Genomic DNA, 17713 nt, shown 5'->3' with positions numbered 1-17713 from the left:
GGCTCCCCGCCGGTCGCCGCATCCGGTACGGTGGCGTCGCCGAACAGCTGACGCCATGCCCCGTCGCCGAAGCGACGGACCACGTTGACCAGCGTTGGGGCCAGCACCAGAGCGGCGGGCAACGGGATCAGCAGCAAGGTGGCACGATGCCGACGCACGAAGATGAAGAACACCAGGAACGCCACCACCAACGGCAGCAGCAGCTGCGGTTCGGCCGCCACCACGGGGATGAAGCACAGCGCCGACGCCGCGGCGGCCTGCACCGACTTGTGCGGCCTGACCGGGTCCTCGGTCCGGTACATGCCCACGGCACGGAACGCGAAGGCGAACGCCGCAGGCAGGAACACCATCACCGTCAGCATCGGCAGATTGGCCGAGTCGTACAATCCCAATCCCAGGGACAGGGCGAACCACAGCAGCGCCGCCGTGACGCGCACGGCATCCGACCGGGTGAACACGCCGGCCAGGGCCCAGAACGACAGCACGCTCAACGGCGCCGCGGCGAACAGCAGCAGCGCCGTGGCCGCAGCCACATGGCCCAGCGTGCACACCGAAGCCACCATCAGCACCAGCAGCCACGGCGTGGGCGGCGCGGGTACGCCCGTGCCGATGCCGAACGCCCATGAGGAGGTCGCGGCCTCCACCAGCTGCGGGAACGTGGCATCCGTGGGAACCCACGCATCGGAGATGACGGCCGCCCCGCCGAACGCCGCACGCAACACCGTCCAATGCGTGCCGGCCACAACGGCGAACGCCGCGATCGCGGCCAGGAGCACCGCGGTCCACCGGCATACCGAGCGACGCAGCAGATGCTCGCGGGCCAACGGATTGAGCACCACGGTGTCACGCTGGTCAGAGAACGCCTGGCTACGGTCGCGCCACTGCCCGATCTGCTGGCGGGTCGCCGACAACACCGACAGGCGCGCCAACGGCACCGTGCCCTGGCGCACCACCCGTTTCCTGGCCCGCACGGCCGCCGGCAGCGTGCCCAGCGCGCGCCATGGCAGCGCCAGCTCGCACAACGCCGCATACGGCTGCTTGCGCGACAGCCTCACCACCGCCATCACCACGGAACGCAGCAATCGCCATATCCATAGGAACGGCCACCACACCGTACGGATATCCGTGTAGTAATACCGCTGCTGCGCCTCCAGCACCCCCATGGCCGTGTCGTAGGCGTCCTCCTGAGCCACCGGTTCGCCCTCATGGGTGCGGATGCCCTCGAATCTGGCCCTCCGGTGCGCCACCTCGGCGGTGGGCACCACCACCACGCGGCCGCCGCCCAGGCAGATGCGCCGACACAGGTCGTCGGCCTCGGTGAAGCTGCCGAACCACGGATCCGTTCCCCCGGTGGTCTGCAACGTGGACAGCGGCATCAACGCGCCGGCCAAGGACACGGCGAATACATCCTGCCGGCCGTCATACTGCTCCTGGTCTGGCTCGCCGTCCACCACCAGGGATTCCAGATGATGCCTGCCGGCATACGATCCCACGTTATGCAGGTTCTCCCCGCTCCAGTCCAGCTGTTTGGCGCCGAGCAGCGACGCGGTGGGCGTATTGCGCCGCGCCTCCAGCAACGCCTCCAGACAGGCATCGGCCGGTCTCGAATCGTCATGCAACGTCCACAGCGCGGACACGGCGCGTTCCAGCCGTGCGTATTTCAGCCCACGCATCACCGCGTCGAAGAACGAACGTGCACCTGCGGCACGGACGATCTGTATGTTCAGCGCCTGGCCGGGTTCCCCGTCCCGCAGCGGCACTTCGGAATGGACCGGCTGCCCCGTCAGCCCGGTGCAGTCCGCCACGATCACGGTTCCCGGCATCACGGTCTGGTTCAGCACGGCGTGCATGGTGTCGCCAAGGAACCGCAAATCCCCCTCGACCGTGATCACGGCGGCCACCGTATGGTCCACGGCCCGCCTGTGCAAGGGCATGGCCGCCGCCTGCTCGGCGATAATCCGCTGAATGTCGCTGTTGCCTGTGGAATTCATAACTCCCAGTGTACGCAACGGGTGCCCGCGCGTTACGCCCGTCCCCTGCGCTCCTTCTTATACCGACGGCGTTCGCGTTCGCTCATGCCGCCCCAGATGCCGAATCGCTCGTCGTGCTCGATGGCCCAATCCAGGCACTGCTCACGCACCTCGCACTGGGCGCACACGCGCTTGGCGTCCCGGGTGGATCCACCCTTCTCCGGAAAGAACGCCTCCGGATCGGTCTGCGAGCACAACGCCTTATGCTGCCATGACAGATCGTCGCTCGACTGGAACAACCCCCACAACTTGGATAGCGGCTCATCGGCGGATTCGTCCATGACCCCCCACATGATATCCTCCTTGCCTAGGCCGTACGCAATCGATTCGCTTAAATTACACACTTGTCACTTGGGATTTGTCAAATCAAAAGCCGTGTCAATACCGCTTTTTAGGGGATACTGATGCTATATTGCCCCTTCGCGCCATGGCGACCGTGTTCCGATCCGGTGAACGTCATGGTCCGATGTTCCCATTTTGGGGCATTGTTCAGGTCGGTGGCTTACAATCTATTCCGTTCAACCGCGACGGGCGCTCACAACCCACAACCAGGAAGGCGACGACGTGACCTCACACCGCAGGACCAACCGCACAATCCCCAACATCGCGGGAAGCATCGCCTCGCATCCACGGCACAGCAGCCAATACCGCATCAGTCACGTTGTGCGCACCGTTCTGGTATCCATCCTATTGGCGGCCCTCACCTTCGTCGGCACCGCAGCCGCGGCCGTGTGGGTGGACATCAACAGCACCATCGAACACCGGTCGTTCACCCTGCCGGTGCAGGCGGACGATGCCGACAAGGACAACGAGCCCCAGCTGGTGGACGTGAACGCCGGCAAGCCGGTCAATGTGCTCCTTCTGGGTCAGGACACCCGCGAGGGCGACGGCAACGCCGCCGTGGGCGGCAGCGGCGAGGAGACCGCGGGCCTCCACAATGCGGACACGACGATCGTGGCGCAGATCGCCGCCGACCGCTCCTATATCAATCTGGTTTCGATCCCCCGCGATTCCATGGTCGACGTCCCCAGCTGCTCCACGGCCAACGGCACCATCCCCGCGCAGTATTACGTGCAGTTCAACTCGATCTTCGCCAACGCCTACTCCTATGGGGGCGACCTGGCGTCCGCGGCCGGTTGCACGGTGAACGCGGTGAACGCGCTGACCGGCCTGGACATCCAGGAGGTCGTGGTGGTGGACTTCCAGGGACTGAGCAGCATGATCGACGCGCTGGGAGGCGTGGACATCTGCATCCCGTTCGACACCCAGGACACCTATACCGGTCTGGACCTGAAGCGGGGCTTGCAGCATCTCGACGGCACCCAGGCCACGCAGTACGCCCGCATGCGCCACGGCACCGGCACGGATGGCTCGGACGTCATGCGAACAACACGACAGCAATACCTCATCAAGGCGCTGCTCAACGAGGCGCTCAACAAGAACCTGTTCACCGACAGCCCGCAGCTCTACCAGCTGGCCCGCGCCGCGCTGGAATCGCTCAACATCAGCGACGGCCTGGCGGATGCCGCCACCCTGGCCGGACTGGCCATGAGCCTGAAGAACCTGGACTCCTCGCATCTGTACGCGCAGACCGTTCCGGTGGTCGCCGACCCCTACAATCCCACGGCCCGCGTCGTCTGGTCCGACGCCGCCGACGCCGTCTGGGAGAAACTCCGGACCAACCAGCCGCTGACGGCCCAATCCGACGACGGACAGTCGTCGGACGGCACCACCGACGATTCGTCCGGCACGACATCCGAGACGCCGTCCGACACGTCCGCGGACGACGATTCCTCCCAGCAGACCATGCAGGACGGCACCGACACCGAGCAGACGCAGCAGGCCGCACCCGATCCGAACACCGGACTGGTCACCTCCGTCGACCCCTACACCCTGCAGGAGGTGCTCACCGATCCCGCCACGGGCGGCGTCGTGGACCCGGAGACCGGCTCCATCACCGACCCGCTCACCGGGCAGTACATCGGCATGGCCGACCAGTACATCATGTACACCTTCTGCCGGGTCTCATGACACGGTAATGTGCTGTTCCTGCGCAGGATTACCCGCAGATACGCTGAAATGTCCCTCCACCGTGTAAAAACGACTGGAGACCGCACACACTGGAGGGACATATGGCCGAAGAGCAGGGAGACGCAGGTATGCCGGGCATACCACCCAGTTTCGTACCGTCGGCCAGTCGCCAACGGCCGTCCTCCTCCGGCACGGAGGCGACGCCACCAAGCTTCATCCCGCCATCGCGCAAGCGCGCCGCCAAGCCGACCGCCGTCCCCCCGGCACCCGCCTCGTCCACAGGACCGGCGCAACAGATGCCGCAGAGCTTCCAACCGGCCTCCAAGCCCGCACGTCGGACCACGGGGTCCTCGCGCTCGGCCGCATCGCAACGAACCGCATCCCCCGCCACGCCGCCACGAACCGTGCCGAATACCCCTATGAACGCCCGAGCCGCGGAACCGGTGGCCGCCTACGGCACCACGATGGCCGTGGCCGCGCAGCCTCCACGCCGCCGCAGGCATATCGGACGCATCATCGTCAGCATCCTGCTTGTTCTCATACTGGCTGCGGCGCTCGGCCTGTTCGGCGTGTGGAACTGGGTCGACGGCAAACTCATCAAAACCCCCTGGCTGACGGACCGCGCCGATACGCCCGCCTCCACGTGGCTGGTGCTCGGTTCCGACGAGCGTGAAGGCGGCGACAGCGATATCGTCGGGTTCCGCACCGATACGATTCTGGTGCTGACCAAACCCCGGAAAGGCAGCAGCTCGCTGATCTCCATCCCCCGGGATTCGCTGGTCTCAATCGATGACTACTACCTGAAGATCAACGCGGTGAGCCAGCTGTATGACGGACAATCCCTGGTCAGCGAGGTCGAGCAGATCACCGGACAGAAGATCGACCATGTAGCGCAGATCAAGTTCAACGGTCTCAAGGACGTGGTCAATGCGCTCGGCGGCATCGAACTGTGCTACGACAGCGATGTCAGCGACCCGTATTCCGGCTTGGAATGGCAAGCCGGCTGCCACACGGCCGACGGCGACACCGCATTGGCTTTCTCGCGCATGCGCTACGCGGACGCCACCGGCGACTTCGGCCGCGGGGACCGCCAGCGGCAGGTCATCGGGGCCATCATGGACAAGGGCCTGTCCTCCGGAACGCTCTCCAACCCAGGCACGGTGATGTCCGTGGCGGACACCACGTTGAATGCCATCACCGTTGACGAGCAGACCAACCCGTACACCCTGCTGATGATGGCGCTGGCGTTCCGCGACGCCAGCGGCACATCCGGGATCACGGGCTCCGTGTACTGGTCCAACCCCGACTACTACGTGGACGGCGTGGGTTCCAGCGTACTACTGGACGACCAGCGCAACTTGGAACTGTTCACCGCATTGGCCGACGGCACGCATGAGCCCGGCGTGGTGGGCACCCTCGCCGAGAGCCAGTGACCCCGGCGACACACCGATTCAGATAGCCTTCGACCACATCGTTCCGTTCGCCTTGTCTCCTGCCGTGCCAACGGTCAGACTGAAGGCATGAAGGGCACACATCGACATACTCGAACCCCTGAGCGGGCCGCCGACCGCCGACGCCTCAGGGTCAGACGGCTGAGCCTCGCCGCGGCCGTGGCACCGGCCATCGCCCAGCTGATATTGCTGGGGGCGATGGCGGTGGAGCAACGCTGGATGTTCGTGCTCATGATCATGCCGGGGCTGGTCGGGTGTTTGGCCTCGCTCCTGGTGATGGTCAACCGCGGCGACGACCCCTCCCGGTCCGGACCGCAGCTCGAAGAGCGATCCGGGCCGTCCGACGATTTCGGTGCCATCGCCATGCTGCCATTGGAATCGGCGCTCGGCCTGCGCGATGATCCCGTGATGTGGCGGCCGATTGTGGCGGGCTGGCTCGACGGCGTGCATACCGACGTGCCCATAGGCACCACCGCTGAGGGCGTGGCCACCCTGGATATCGCCGCCCAGGGACCGCACGCCCTGGTTGCGGGGACCACGGGATCCGGCAAATCCGTGCTGCTGCAGAACTGGTGTCTGGCGTTGGCGGTCCGCAACCCTCCCGATACGCTGCATTTCGTGTTCCTTGATTTCAAGGGCGGATCGGCGTTCAACCAATTGCGCGGTCTGCCCCATACGGCGGGCATCGTCGACGATCTGGACATCAGGCACGCCGCCAGGGCGATCATCGGCCTGGAACGTGAGCTCAAGCGCCGTGAACGGCTGGTGGCGGAGGCCGGGGTGCCTTCCATCGATCGGCTGGGCAACGCGCAGCCATCCATCATCATCGTGATCGACGAGTTCCACGTGCTCCGGCAGCAACTGCCCGACGCCATCGAACGGTTCATCCGCATCGCCTCGTTGGGCCGGTCCCTGGGCATGCATCTGATTGCCTGCACACAGCACCCCCTCGGGCAGGTACATGCGGAGATGAAGTCGAATATGGCGTTGAACCTGTGTCTGCGGGTGCGTGACAGCATGCAATCCTCGGAATTGATCGGCTCGTCCGCCGCCGCAGGCATCCCTCCGACCATGCCCGGCGCGTTCTACAGCAACGACGGCGTCACCGTCACCCCCATCCGCAGCTTCGCCCCGGCCGACGCGCGGTCCATCACCGCGGCCATCGGCATGGCGTGCCGTTTCCACGGCGTCCGGCCCGCCGATCCGCTGTTCACCGCGCCCCCGCCCGCACGCGTTACCTGCGGCGACGACGCGTACGATGCCCGCGATTGCGTGCCGTTCGCCCTAGGGGACGACGGCGCGCGCTTCCACGACGTCGTCCTGCAGCCGCAGGAGGGCGGCATCGCCATCATCGGGGGCAGGGGCCGGGGCAAGACCACCGCATTACGTATGCTGGCGGCGAGCTGGGGCGCGCGCGGCGATGTGGCGCTGACGGTGACGTATCTCTCCGACGGATCCTACGTCGATGCCACGGATATCCGCACGGTTCCTCCGCCGCCGTCCGGAACAGGGCGGGATTCGGCCGCGCGGCATCGGGCATGGCTGATCGACGACGCGGACATGGTGTTCGATCCCGTATGCGGACAGACCTGCACCGACCGGATACGACGCAATCTGTATCGGGAGGGCGTGGCCCTTGTTGTGGCGGTGGAGCATCCGCACAGCCTGCAACGCCCCGACTTCTTCCGCACCAGACTTGTCTTTCCCTCCGGCGACCGCGCCACCGATCTGATGAACGGCATCCCCTCCGAGCTGCTGAACCAATTCGGCCATGAGGAATTGACCACACCCGGCCGTGGCGTGCTGGTCGAACCCGGCAGGGCCACCGTGGTGCAGTGCATGGTTCCTTCCGGTTCCTTCACCAAGCCTGCGTTTTTTCCCGGCGAAACCTCTTGAAAAGTCGATGATTTCGTGGTTATCTGAATAATGTTTGTTCCGGAAGTCGGATATTGCGATTGAGGAGTGCGAGGAAACCATGAGCAGCGCTTACGATTGGCGAGCCAAAGCCGCGTGTCGGGACAAGGATCCCGAACTGTTCTTCCCCGTCGGCAACACCGGTGCCGCCTATCAGCAGATCGAGGAGGCCAAGGCCGTGTGCCGGACCTGCAAGGTCATCGATGCCTGCCTCAAATGCGCTCTGGACACCAATCAGGATTACGGTGTCTGGGGTGGTCTCAGCGAGGACGAGCGGCGCGCGCTGAAGCGTCGCGCCATGCGCGCCCGCCGCTCCCAGGCCATGCAGATGCAGGTGTGAGAACCAAAAACCGGTCAACCGATGGCGAGGGGCCTTCCGCGAATGGCGGAAGGCCCCTCAGTGTATCTGCGACTCCCGTGCATCCGGCATGGACCGCGGGAGTCGCCGGTCAGGATTCGTTCTGCGCGGCGCGCAGCTTCATGTCCAGGATGACGCGGGTGCCGCCCTCGCGACGGGGCTCCCAACGCACGGTGCCACCGAAATCGTTCTTGACGAAGGTGTTGATGATCTGCGTGCCCAGACCAGATCCGGAGGAACGAGCCATGCCGTTGTTCTCCTCCTGTTCCAAGCCCACGCCGTCATCCTCGACCACCACGTTGAGGTTGTTGCCGCCACGGCCCACGGATACCGTGATATGGCCCTCTTTACGGCCTTCGAACCCATGCTCGATGGCGTTGGTGATCAGCTCGGTGAGCACCAGCGACAGCGGCGTGGCGTCCTGCGCCGGCATCATGCCGAACTTGCCTATGAAATCGATGTCGATATGCTGGTCGCGCATCGTGGCCAGGTCCACGCTCATCTTCAGCAGGTTCGAGATCACCTTGTCGAAGTCGACGATCTCGTCGACCGTCTGGCTCAGTCCCTCGTGCACCATCGCGATGGTCTGCACGCGGCGCTGCGCCTCGGCCAGCTCCTTCTTGACCTCCTGGGACTTGGTCTTGCGCGCCTGGAGCCGCAGCAATGCGGACACCGACTGCAGGTTGTTCTTCACCCGGTGGTGGATCTCGGAGATCGCCGCGTCCTTGGTCTGCAGCTCTTTCTCGCGACGGCGCAGCTCCGTGACGTCACGGCACAGCACGATGCCGCCCGTCCTGCCGTTCGCGTCATACAGCGGCAGCGAACGCATCGAGACCGCGGAACGGTTCGCGTCGAGTTCGGAATCGACGGCGGCCTTGCCGCTCAACACCAACGGCAGCGTTTCCGGCACCGGATCGTTCTTGCGCAACAGCTGGGTGCCGATCTCGCTCAGGTACTGGCCGATCATGGCACGCAACGACCCCAGACGACGGAAGCAGCTGATGGCGTTCGGGGAGGCATAGCGCACCACGCCGTCCACGGTCAGTACGATGAATCCGTCCGACACGCGGGCGATATGCCGCTGGTTCATCACCGAATCACGGTACGGGAACTGTCCGCGGGGAATCATCTCATACAACTGCTTGCCGGCGTTGATGCTTTCCGACTCATAGCGGCCGTTCGATTCACGTGTGGCCATGTTGGTCTCGCGCACCACCAGGCCGAGGGTCTTGCCGTTATGCCGAACCGGCGCATACACGTTGCATACCGTGGACTTGCCCACGGTACGCAGCACGGTGGAACGGAACACGGACCCCGAGCGCATGGCCAGGTCCAGCTCGCCGTACAGGTCCTCGTCCACCCCCTTGCCGACCACGTCCTCCTCACGCAGGCTCATCACGGTGGAGGGGCGGCATTGCTCGGCGATGATGTACCTGCCGTCGCCATTCTGCACGATGAGCAGCAGGTCGGCGAAACTCAGGTCGGCGATGACCTGCCAGTCCGCCACGAGTTGATGCAGCCATTCGCGGTCGTAGTTGTCCAGATCGGGACGACTCGCCAGTATCTCGGAAAAATCAGCCATGTGCTCCACATTACCCCAGCGCGTGTCCGAATACGGCGATATCCGTAACCTACGATAACGTAGGTTACGGTTGCGTAACCATTATCCGGGAGGACCCATGAGCCGGCATACCGACGAGCAAATCGAACGCACACGGGCGGCCGTCATCGAAGCGCGCGAGCAGGCCCTGCAGGCCAAGGCCGACGCCGTGCGCGTCAAGGCCCGCAACAAGGCCGACAACATCCGCCGCAAGGCGGAGACCAAGGCCAAACTCGCCATCGCCAAGGGCGAGGCGCGCGCCGCCAAACTCGAAGGCATCGCCCCCGCCGAGGTGGAACGCAAGATCAGACTGGATGTGCACGGCCGGCCCAAACCGGCCATGCGCGGATGGATTCATCTGGCGGCCGCGCCGCTTTCGCTAGCGGCGGGCATCGTGCTGATCTGCCTGGCACAGGGGGCGCAGCTCAAGTGGGCCTGCGCGGTGTTCATGGTCTGTTCGCTGGTGCTGTTCGCCAACTCCGCGGCCTACCATCTGGGCGACTGGTCGCCGCGCGTGACCGACGTGCTGCGCCGCATCGACCACCTCAATATCTTCCTGCTCATCGCCGGCACCTATACCCCGGTCTCGTTCGCCCTGGAGCCGTTCTGGAGGAACGCCATCATCGGCGGCATGTGGGCCTGCACCTCGGTCGCCATGATCGTGCATGTGATCTGGATCAGCGCGCCACGCTGGCTGTACACCATCACCTACATCGTCTTCGGCGTCTCCGGCGTGGCGTTCATGTGGCTGTTCTGGGTCTCCCCCTATGCCGGCCCGCCGGTGGTGATTCTGCTGGCCGCGGGCGGTGCCTGCTATATCGCCGGCGCCATCGTGTACGCGCTGCGCAAGCCCGACCCCTGGCCCCGCGTGTTCGGATTCCATGAGATCTTCCACTGCGGCACCGTGGCCGGGTACGCATGCCAGATGGTGGCGATCTACATGGTCATCGTCAGTCTCTGGCAATAAAGCCTGGAATATCAACGATTCACCAACCCTGGATTCTCGCTATCCCGTTCTTTGCTCACATTATGCCCACATTCCGCAGAAACCATGGCGCAACAGTTGGAAATGCTGACCGGCCAGGTCGACCAGGCGAAGAAGAACAGCGTCGGCGAGGGCGTATGGGTCGTAGGACAGGATATCGAAGCAGGAACATATCGTGCCACGCAACCGGTATCCAGCAGCTGCTATTGGGAGATCAGTACCGGACAGGGAGGTTTCGACATTATCGATAACGACATTCCCGGTGGCGGATACCCGCAGGTCACGCTGACGGATGGGCAGCATTTCAAGCTCAGCTCCTGTGGAACTTGGGCAAAACAATGACCATATACGAACGGCCCCGCTTCGGCGGGGTCTTCTCGTAAGTAACATTCGCCTGCGAGAACTCGACTTACGAGAAAACTACGGATTCCGTAAAGGTGCGTTTTCGTGGCGATATCGGACCTCTTACACCAAGTCCCTCACCATGGCCACCACGTCATGGTTGACTTCGTTGATCCTCTTATCGGACAGCATGCCTCCGACGGTCATCATGCGGCAGTCCTTGTCGAGAACGCGGAATGCATCGGAATCCCACGTATCTGGCGTGCTGGTCAGTCTCAGCAGGTACAGGCGGTATTCGTATTCGCGGACCTCGTTGTGTTCGGTGGACAGTTTGCTGTTCGTGTTCGTGCCGACGAGGCGGAGGCTCGATGGCTTGATGTCCATACCGTATTCGCGGTTGAGGTATTCCGCCATATTTGCCTTGTCGGTCTCGTAGTCGCCGTTGGTGCGGTGGTTGGGGAAGAAGTCGCAGTCCCACCCGTTGTCGTGGTAGAGAAGGTACTGGTTGGGTCTGTCGGCGCTTGTCACCGCGACGATTGAGCTTCTGATGAGTTTTCTGTTCAACGCGGTCACATCCTTGTACATGTCTTCGTCGGTGTATCTGCTGGTTATCGATTTGCGAAGATTATATCCGCCGATAATTAACGATATTATCGCGAAGGCACCATATCCGATCTTGGCGAGCATGCACGGCGCACTGTTCACGGTTGGGATGTAGAAGATCGCAGCGATGACGTTAGCCGCTGCCGACACGACCGGACCGGAGCCTATATGCGGTCTTCTGTCGCGGAGCAGCGAGTGCAGCTCGTTCTCGTCGATTCTCAGCATCTTCGTGCGTTTTCCTTGATTGTCAGGTTGCCTTTAGTTGGTATTGTACGGGCACACGATGAAAAGACAAGTGAGCGAATCACGGTTTTCGTTTCAAGATTTAACGTCATCGCATCTTGTATTGAGCTGCCTCCCATTTCTTGGACATGGAAATCAAAGTCCGAGAGATGGGAGGCTTTTTATGTCAATCGACCTGCGACTGAGCATGACCGCTCGCTCAGGGAGCTGGCCGCCGGCATGTTCGAGAGGGGGCTCGGGCGCAAATCCGTTGCGGGCGCCCTCGGGATTCCGGAGGAGGCCGTGAGAAAATGGCAGCAGACGCACCGGTCCGTGGGGAGGGACGGCCTGCTGAGCATGGGCAAGACGCACGCGAGATACGACTTCGAGACCAAGGTCGCCGCGGCCAGCGCCGTGGTCGACGGCGGCATGGCCGAGACCGAGGCGATGGCGCGCTACGGGATAGCGAGCCTCTCGCCGCTGAAGCAGTGGTGCCGCCTCTACCGCGAGGGCGGCGCGGAGGCGCTCCCGAACCGGGAGAAGGCCCTAGCGGTCGCCGAGCTTTCAGGGCAGCACGACCTCGCCGACCTGTTGGGGGCCGCCGGGCTCGCCAGGTCCACGTACCACTATGCGCTCACGCACCCGAAGCGCCCGACCAGGCCGGAGCCGCGGACGCGGGTAGCCGAGATCTTCGGCAAGCTCCCCAACGGCGTCGGCCACCGCCAGGTGGCGATGGAGCTGCGGGCCGTGGACGGCGCCCGCATCGCGGACAAGACGGTGCTCAAGATGATGCGCGAGATGGGGCCGCGCAGCGGCATCCGCCGCGAGACCGACTACCACAGGTACAACTCGTACAAGGGCCCGGTCGGCGAGATCTTCGAGAACGTCATCGGCCGCGACTTCGAGGCGGACTGGCCGTGGCAGAAGATGGGGACCGACGTCACCGAGTTCAAGCTCTCCTTCGGCAAGGCCTACCTCGCGCCGGCCTACGACTTCGGCAGCAAGGAGATCGTGGCGCGCTCCATATCTCTGCATCCCGACCTCGCCCAGCAGGAGGAGATGCTGGAGGCGCTCGTCGCCGCCAAGCCAGAGGGCGCGACTGGGACGACTTCGAGTCGTTCAAGCGCGACCTCGAGGAGTACATCGTCCACTGGAACAATACGAGGCGGCAGATCAAGCCGAAGGGCCTGACCCCGGCCGAATTCCGGGGTCAGGCCCTTCGGAAGGCCGCCTAGCGGTTATGATTTAACGCGTCCAAGATTCGGAGCGCAGTTCACTTGCGAGCACCGGGGCCTGTTCGATTGATGGGTGTCAGTTCAGCGGCTTGGCGTCCTTGATTGTCACCGAGATCTCGCGGCCGTTGGGGGCCTGGTAGCTCACGGTGTCGCCGGCGTGCGCGCCCATGATGGCGGCACCGATCGGCGATTCGGGGCTGATCACGTCATAGTCGGTGGCCACGGCGATGTCGCGGGAACCCAGCACGACCACCATCTCGCGGCCGGCCATATCCATCGTGACCACGGAGCCGTTGCCCACCAGGCCGGCCTCCGGCGCCTCAAGGATCTTGGCGTTGCGCAGCTTGACGATCAGCTCGTTGATGCGCCCCTCGTTCTTGCCTTGCTCCTCACGCGCGGCCTGGTAGCCGCCGTTCTCTGACAGATCGCCCTCGGCGCGCGCGGCGGCGATGCGCTCGGTGATCTCGTCGCGGTACTCCCCCTCACGCCAGGTGAGCTCCTCCTTGAGCTTGTCATACGCCTCCTGCGTCAGCAGGATCGTCTTTTCCTCAGTCATGATTCCTCCTTTTGCACGGACTCATTGGCAGCCAAGTCTAATACGGAAGACGGCTCGGCGCCATGCATGTCCGTTTATGACAAGGCGCCGATCGATGCCGGCGCCTTCCCTTTTCGCGAATATCCGTCAGCGGGTCGAGATGATGTCGATGACGAACACCAGGGTATCGCCGCCGCCGATGCCGGCCTGCGGCACGCCACGAGAACCGTAGCCGTACTCCGGCGGGATGGATACGACCAGTCGGGAGCCAACGTTATGCCCCGGCACGGTCTGGTCCCAGCCCTTGATGACCTGCCCGACGCCGATGCCGAAGCTCGCCGGCTGATGACGCACGAAGCTGGAGTCGAACGGATCGGTGCCGCCCCACACCACGCCGTGATAGTTCACGGTCACGGTATCGCCGCGGCGCACCATCGGGCCATCGCCCTCCACCAGCTCCACGACCTTCAGACCCTTCGGGGCCTCGTCGGACGGGAATTCGATAACGGGCGAAGCGCCGAACTCGGCGTTCACCACAGGCATGCTGTCTGCCATCTTGACCTCCTTCAACACAGAATGTCTCATAGCCTAGCACAACGCCGTCAGCATTCCACCACGTTGACGGCCAGACCGCCCTTGGACGTCTCCTTGTATTTGGCCATCATGTCCTCGCCGGTCTGCTTCATCGTCACGATGGCCTGATCCAGGCTCACGATATGCGAGCCGTCGCCCACCATGGCCATGCGCACCGCGTTGATGGCGGTGTTCGCGCCCATCGCGTTGCGTTCGATGCACGGGATCTGCACCAGTCCGCCCACCGGATCGCAGGTCAGTCCCAGATTGTGCTCGATACCGATCTCTGCGGCGTTCTCCACCTGCTCCGGGGTGCCATCCAGCACCGCGGCCAGTCCCGCGGCGGCCATCGAACAGGCCACGCCCACCTCGCCCTGGCAGCCGACCTCGGCGCCGGAGATCGAGGCGTTGCGCTTGAACAGGTAGCCCACGGCCCCCGCGGTCAGCAGGAAACGGATCACGCCCTCCTCGTCGGCCACGTCCACGAAATGCCAGTAATACAGCAGCACGGCGGGGATGATGCCGGCCGAGCCATTGGTCGGCGCGGTGACGATGCGGCGTCCGCCCGCGTTCTCCTCGCTCACCGCCAGCGCGAACAGGTTGACCCACGCGGCGTCCGAGGATTCCAGCACGATGTCGATGCGTCCCGCGTCACGTTTGAGGATGTCGCCGTTGGTGGCCAACCGCGCGTACATCCCCGGTGCGCGCCGCGGCACATCCAGGCCGCCGGGCAACACCGGCTCGGTGCTGGAGCAGCCGTTGGCCACGCATTCGCGCATCACGCGCCACACCGTGAGCAGACGTTCACGCACCTCGTCGGCGGGGCGGACCGCGGTCTCGTTCGCCCACACCACATCGGCGATGGACATGCCCTGCCGGCGGCAGATGGCGATCAGTTCGTCGCAGGTGGTGAACGGGTACGGCACCCCCGTATCCGCAGGCGACTCCCCCGTATCGGACCCGGCGGCTTCGTCATCGGATCCGGCATCGGATGGCGCCGTGACGCGTTCATGGTTGCCGACCAGTCGGTCATCCGCATTGCCGCGCTGGATGAATCCGCCGCCGATCGAATACCACACCTGTTCGTCCACAGTGCCGCCGTCCGCGTCGAACGCCTCGAACCGCATCCCGTTGGGGTGGGCGGCCAAGCGCCGCCACTGGTCGAACACCACGTCACGGCCGTAATCGAAGCCGATAACGCGTGTGCCGTTCAGCGCCAGGCTGCCGGCATCCTCGCATGTCTCACGGATATGCAGCAGGTGATCGGTATCCACGGTTTCGGGCAGATGGCCTTCCAATCCCGCCACCGCGGCACGGTCGGTGCCATGCCCCAATCCGGTCAGCGACAGCGAGCCGTACAGGGTCACCCGCACGCGATGCACACCGTCGAGCAGACCGCATTCGGCCAGCGAGGACACGAAGGCGTGCGCGGCACGCATCGGCCCCACCGTATGAGACGAGCTCGGCCCCACGCCGATTGAGAACATATCGAGGATGCTGAACACTGGCACTCCTTTTGGGCGGTCCATTGGTTACGAAAACGGCCCCGCCCATCACGTGGGACGGAGCCGCGTATCAGTGCCCCCGGCGGGACTCGAACCCGCAAGCCGAAGCGGCCGATTTTAAGTCGGCTGCGTATACCATTTCGCCACGGGGGCACGGCCAGTGCACCGGCCACACTGTATTATGCCACGATTATCGCGCGGTGAGAAGACGCCTGCCGTAATCCAGCACAATACCGTCCAACAGGCCGTGTTCGCTGGCCATGAACGAGTCGATCGCCACACCGTGATCGGCCTTGGCAGCCTCGCCGATGCGGGCCAGCACACGGCTCCACACCAACGCGCCACCGCCGACCACGTCGATGCGGCCGGGGTGGATGGTCCTGTATTCGCGGCGCTCCTCACGCGGCATGCGCAGGAACCGGTCGTTGACGGCGAACGCGTCCGGGAACGGCACACGGACGCCATCCACCAGACGGTGGTCATACTCCTTGAGTCCCATCGTCAGGGCGGTCATCGTCGTCACCGTGCCCGACACGCCGATGATGGTCCGTGCCTTGCCGGCGGGCACGACGCGGAAGGCCTCATCGATATGCTCATCGATATCGGCGATGGCCTCGGCGATCTCGTCGTCGGTCGGCGGATCGGTATGCAGATGCCGTTCGGTCATGCGCACCGAGCCGATGTTCATCGAGAACGCCGCCTGCACCTCGGTCTTCGGCGCGGTCACGCCGTCGCCGCCCAGCACCAGCTCGGTGGATCCCCCGCCCAGATCGATCACCACATAGGGGGCCTCCAGGTCGCGTTCGACCACGCTGGTGGCGCCCAGGAAGCTCAGGTCGGCCTCCTCGGTGCCGGGAATCACCTCGGGGCGCACACCGAGGATGCGTTCCATGGCGTCTTCGAACTGTTCGCGGTTCTCGGCATCGCGTGTGGCCGACGTGGCCACGAAGCGGATGCCGTCCACCGGATGCTCCCTGAGGATCTCGGCGAACTCCCCCGCGGCCGCATAGGCGCGCTCCAACGCCTCATCCGCAAAGCGGTGCGTCTGGTCCACGTCCTGTCCCAAGCGGATGACGCGCAGGGTACGGGGGACGATCTCCTCCATACCGTGTTCGTCGACGCGCGCCACCTTCAAACGAATCGAATTCGTGCCGCAATCGATGCCGGCCACCGTTACCGAAGCCATATCCGTCTTCCCTCCCTCAACCGTTGTCTGCCGTGTGCCACGCACACCCGTTATTCAACCGTACACCGGCACACGTCGGGGCTGAACTCGTCGCGGATGCGCGCCAAGGTCAGGTCGCCGATCGGGTTGGCCCCCTGGCCCATCACCAGCGTCTGGGCAAGCAGCGCGTGCAGGCATTTGACGCGGGTCGGCAAGCCTCCGGCGCTGATGCCCTCGATATGCTCCTCGCTGTCGCCCAGCCGTCCGGCCAGCTCGTGCCGGAAGGCCAGATACAACCGGTGCGCGCGCTCATACGCGGCCCGCACCTCATCATCTTGGGCAAGCAGCTCGTTGTATTCGGCCATCACGCCTTCGGCTTCGACATGCGAAGCCGCCTTCACCGCCTCAGGGCCGGTCAGGTAGCAGGTGGTGGGGAACGGGATGCCGCCGGACAGCAGCGGCCGCGTGATGACGGCCAGGGGCCTGCCGCACACGCATCGCGCGCCGACGGCCACCATGCCGCGCGGATACCGGCCAAGCTGCCGTTCCACAATCGCCATATCCTCGTCGGTGGCGGGATCCTGCAGGCAACGGTCGACGAGTTCGACCGCGATTCGGGCGATGTCCTCGCTCTGATTCACTTATTCCTCTCCTGACATGTCTGTGGTGTCGGTCTGGGATTGCGGCTGCTGCCGTGCGGATTCGCCGGTATCTCCCGCGGAGGTGTCCTGCCGGTCCACCTGTTCGAAGGAGTAGGCGAGCTCCTCGTACCATGGCAACGACTGGCTGTCCGATGCGTCGTTGTCCTGCTGCCGTTCGGCGTCGGTCTGGCCGGTCACGGCCTCGGGGTGCAGCACACGCACCGCCTGCTCCCCGGGGAAGACGAATCCCAACCGTTCGCGGGCCTGCGCGGTGACGTAGGCCTCGTCATCCCATCGTTTGATCTCGTTCTCAAGATCCTGCTTCTCGGCTTCCAAAGCAGCTTCCTGACGCTTGAGACCGTTGAGGTCGGATACCGTCAGCGCATACGTATAGAACGTGGAAACCAGCTGGATGGCGCCCAACGCCACAATGAACAGGGCGATGAAGAACGAGATCGGCCCGGCGCTGCCGCGACCGGCCTTCGCCGTGGGCTTGCCTGGTCTGCGGGTGCGGGTCGTTCTG

The 17713-nt window shown here is 64.4% G+C and carries 15 protein-coding genes, 1 tRNA gene and 2 pseudogenes; 7 read left to right on the top strand and 11 right to left on the bottom strand.

Features of this window, described 5'->3' with window-relative positions; translation table 11 throughout:
• Positions 1-1991 (bottom strand): annotated as a pseudogene (locus tag B4C31_RS03555) (glycosyltransferase family 2 protein); the annotation flags it as partial.
• Between the two features lie 32 nt (positions 1992-2023).
• The gene (locus B4C31_RS03550; RefSeq protein ID WP_291531365.1) at positions 2024-2323 is read right to left on the bottom strand and encodes a WhiB family transcriptional regulator; all 300 of its coding nucleotides are present in this window, start codon (positions 2321-2323) and stop codon (positions 2024-2026) included.
• Between the two features lie 271 nt (positions 2324-2594).
• On the opposite strand from B4C31_RS03550, the gene B4C31_RS03545 reads away from it, so the two are divergent.
• The 4 genes from B4C31_RS03545 (at position 2595) to B4C31_RS03530 (ending at position 7766) form a co-directional block, all read left to right on the top strand.
• Positions 2595-4061: an LCP family protein gene (locus tag B4C31_RS03545; protein ID WP_291531364.1), complete on the top strand. Its 1467-nt coding sequence runs from the start codon at positions 2595-2597 to the stop codon at positions 4059-4061.
• A gap of 101 nt (positions 4062-4162) precedes the next feature.
• On the top strand, positions 4163-5494 hold the full coding sequence (locus B4C31_RS03540; protein ID WP_414631834.1) for an LCP family protein: 1332 nt from the start codon (positions 4163-4165) through the stop codon (positions 5492-5494).
• 87 nt (positions 5495-5581) lie between these two features.
• Positions 5582-7408, top strand: coding sequence for an FtsK/SpoIIIE domain-containing protein (locus B4C31_RS03535; protein ID WP_291531363.1), 1827 nt, complete (start codon positions 5582-5584; stop codon positions 7406-7408).
• 79 nt (positions 7409-7487) lie between these two features.
• Positions 7488-7766 carry a WhiB family transcriptional regulator gene (locus tag B4C31_RS03530; protein WP_033506168.1) on the top strand — a complete coding sequence of 93 codons (279 nt, stop codon included), beginning with the start codon at positions 7488-7490 and terminating at the stop codon, positions 7764-7766.
• Positions 7767-7875: 109 nt separating this feature from the next.
• Here B4C31_RS03530 and B4C31_RS03525 read toward each other — a convergent pair whose 3' ends face one another.
• A complete protein-coding gene (locus B4C31_RS03525; protein WP_291531362.1) occupies positions 7876-9366 on the bottom strand; it encodes a sensor histidine kinase in 1491 nt (496 codons plus the stop codon).
• Positions 9367-9463: 97 nt separating this feature from the next.
• On the opposite strand from B4C31_RS03525, the gene trhA reads away from it, so the two are divergent.
• Together trhA and B4C31_RS03515 are read left to right on the top strand one after the other, a co-directional pair.
• On the top strand, positions 9464-10351 hold the full coding sequence (gene trhA, locus B4C31_RS03520) for a PAQR family membrane homeostasis protein TrhA (RefSeq protein ID WP_291531361.1): 888 nt from the start codon (positions 9464-9466) through the stop codon (positions 10349-10351).
• Between the two features lie 84 nt (positions 10352-10435).
• Entirely contained in the window at positions 10436-10711 is a 276-nt protein-coding gene (locus tag B4C31_RS03515) for a hypothetical protein (protein ID WP_291531360.1), read from the top strand.
• 123 nt (positions 10712-10834) lie between these two features.
• Here the strand turns inward: B4C31_RS03515 and B4C31_RS03510 are convergent, their stop codons facing one another.
• The gene (locus B4C31_RS03510; protein ID WP_291531359.1) at positions 10835-11539 is read right to left on the bottom strand and encodes a DUF1206 domain-containing protein; all 705 of its coding nucleotides are present in this window, start codon (positions 11537-11539) and stop codon (positions 10835-10837) included.
• A 585-nt stretch (positions 11540-12124) separates the two neighbouring features.
• Between B4C31_RS03510 and B4C31_RS03500 the strand changes: the two are divergent.
• Positions 12125-12771: pseudogene (locus tag B4C31_RS03500) on the top strand (IS3 family transposase).
• Between the two features lie 76 nt (positions 12772-12847).
• Here B4C31_RS03500 and B4C31_RS03495 read toward each other — a convergent pair.
• The 7 genes from B4C31_RS03495 to B4C31_RS03465 form a co-directional block, all read right to left on the bottom strand.
• Positions 12848-13327 (bottom strand): GreA/GreB family elongation factor, encoded by a 480-nt coding sequence (locus tag B4C31_RS03495; protein WP_033506164.1) that lies wholly within the window; start codon positions 13325-13327, stop codon positions 12848-12850.
• 126 nt (positions 13328-13453) lie between these two features.
• Complete coding sequence (locus B4C31_RS03490; protein WP_033506162.1) at positions 13454-13861, bottom strand: FKBP-type peptidyl-prolyl cis-trans isomerase; 408 nt, start codon at positions 13859-13861, stop codon at positions 13454-13456.
• Between the two features lie 47 nt (positions 13862-13908).
• A complete protein-coding gene (locus tag B4C31_RS03485) occupies positions 13909-15384 on the bottom strand; it encodes an L-serine ammonia-lyase (RefSeq protein ID WP_291531358.1) in 1476 nt (491 codons plus the stop codon).
• Positions 15385-15458: 74 nt separating this feature from the next.
• Positions 15459-15537, bottom strand: a tRNA-Leu gene (locus B4C31_RS03480).
• A gap of 37 nt (positions 15538-15574) precedes the next feature.
• The gene (locus B4C31_RS03475) at positions 15575-16570 is read right to left on the bottom strand and encodes a Ppx/GppA phosphatase family protein (RefSeq protein WP_291531357.1); all 996 of its coding nucleotides are present in this window, start codon (positions 16568-16570) and stop codon (positions 15575-15577) included.
• Between the two features lie 50 nt (positions 16571-16620).
• Positions 16621-17190, bottom strand: a complete 570-nt coding sequence (locus tag B4C31_RS03470) for a DUF501 domain-containing protein (RefSeq protein WP_414631833.1) — start codon at positions 17188-17190, stop codon at positions 16621-16623.
• On the bottom strand, positions 17191-17713 hold a 523-nt coding region (locus B4C31_RS03465), incomplete at its 5' end, for an FtsB family cell division protein (protein ID WP_291531356.1).

Source organism: Bifidobacterium sp. UBA4282 (assembly GCF_002394995.1).
In the GTDB taxonomy this organism is placed as follows: domain Bacteria; phylum Actinomycetota; class Actinomycetes; order Actinomycetales; family Bifidobacteriaceae; genus Bifidobacterium; species Bifidobacterium pullorum_B.
The sequence above is the reverse complement of the archived record's forward strand: the minus strand, read 5'-3'. Positions and strand labels throughout refer to the sequence as shown.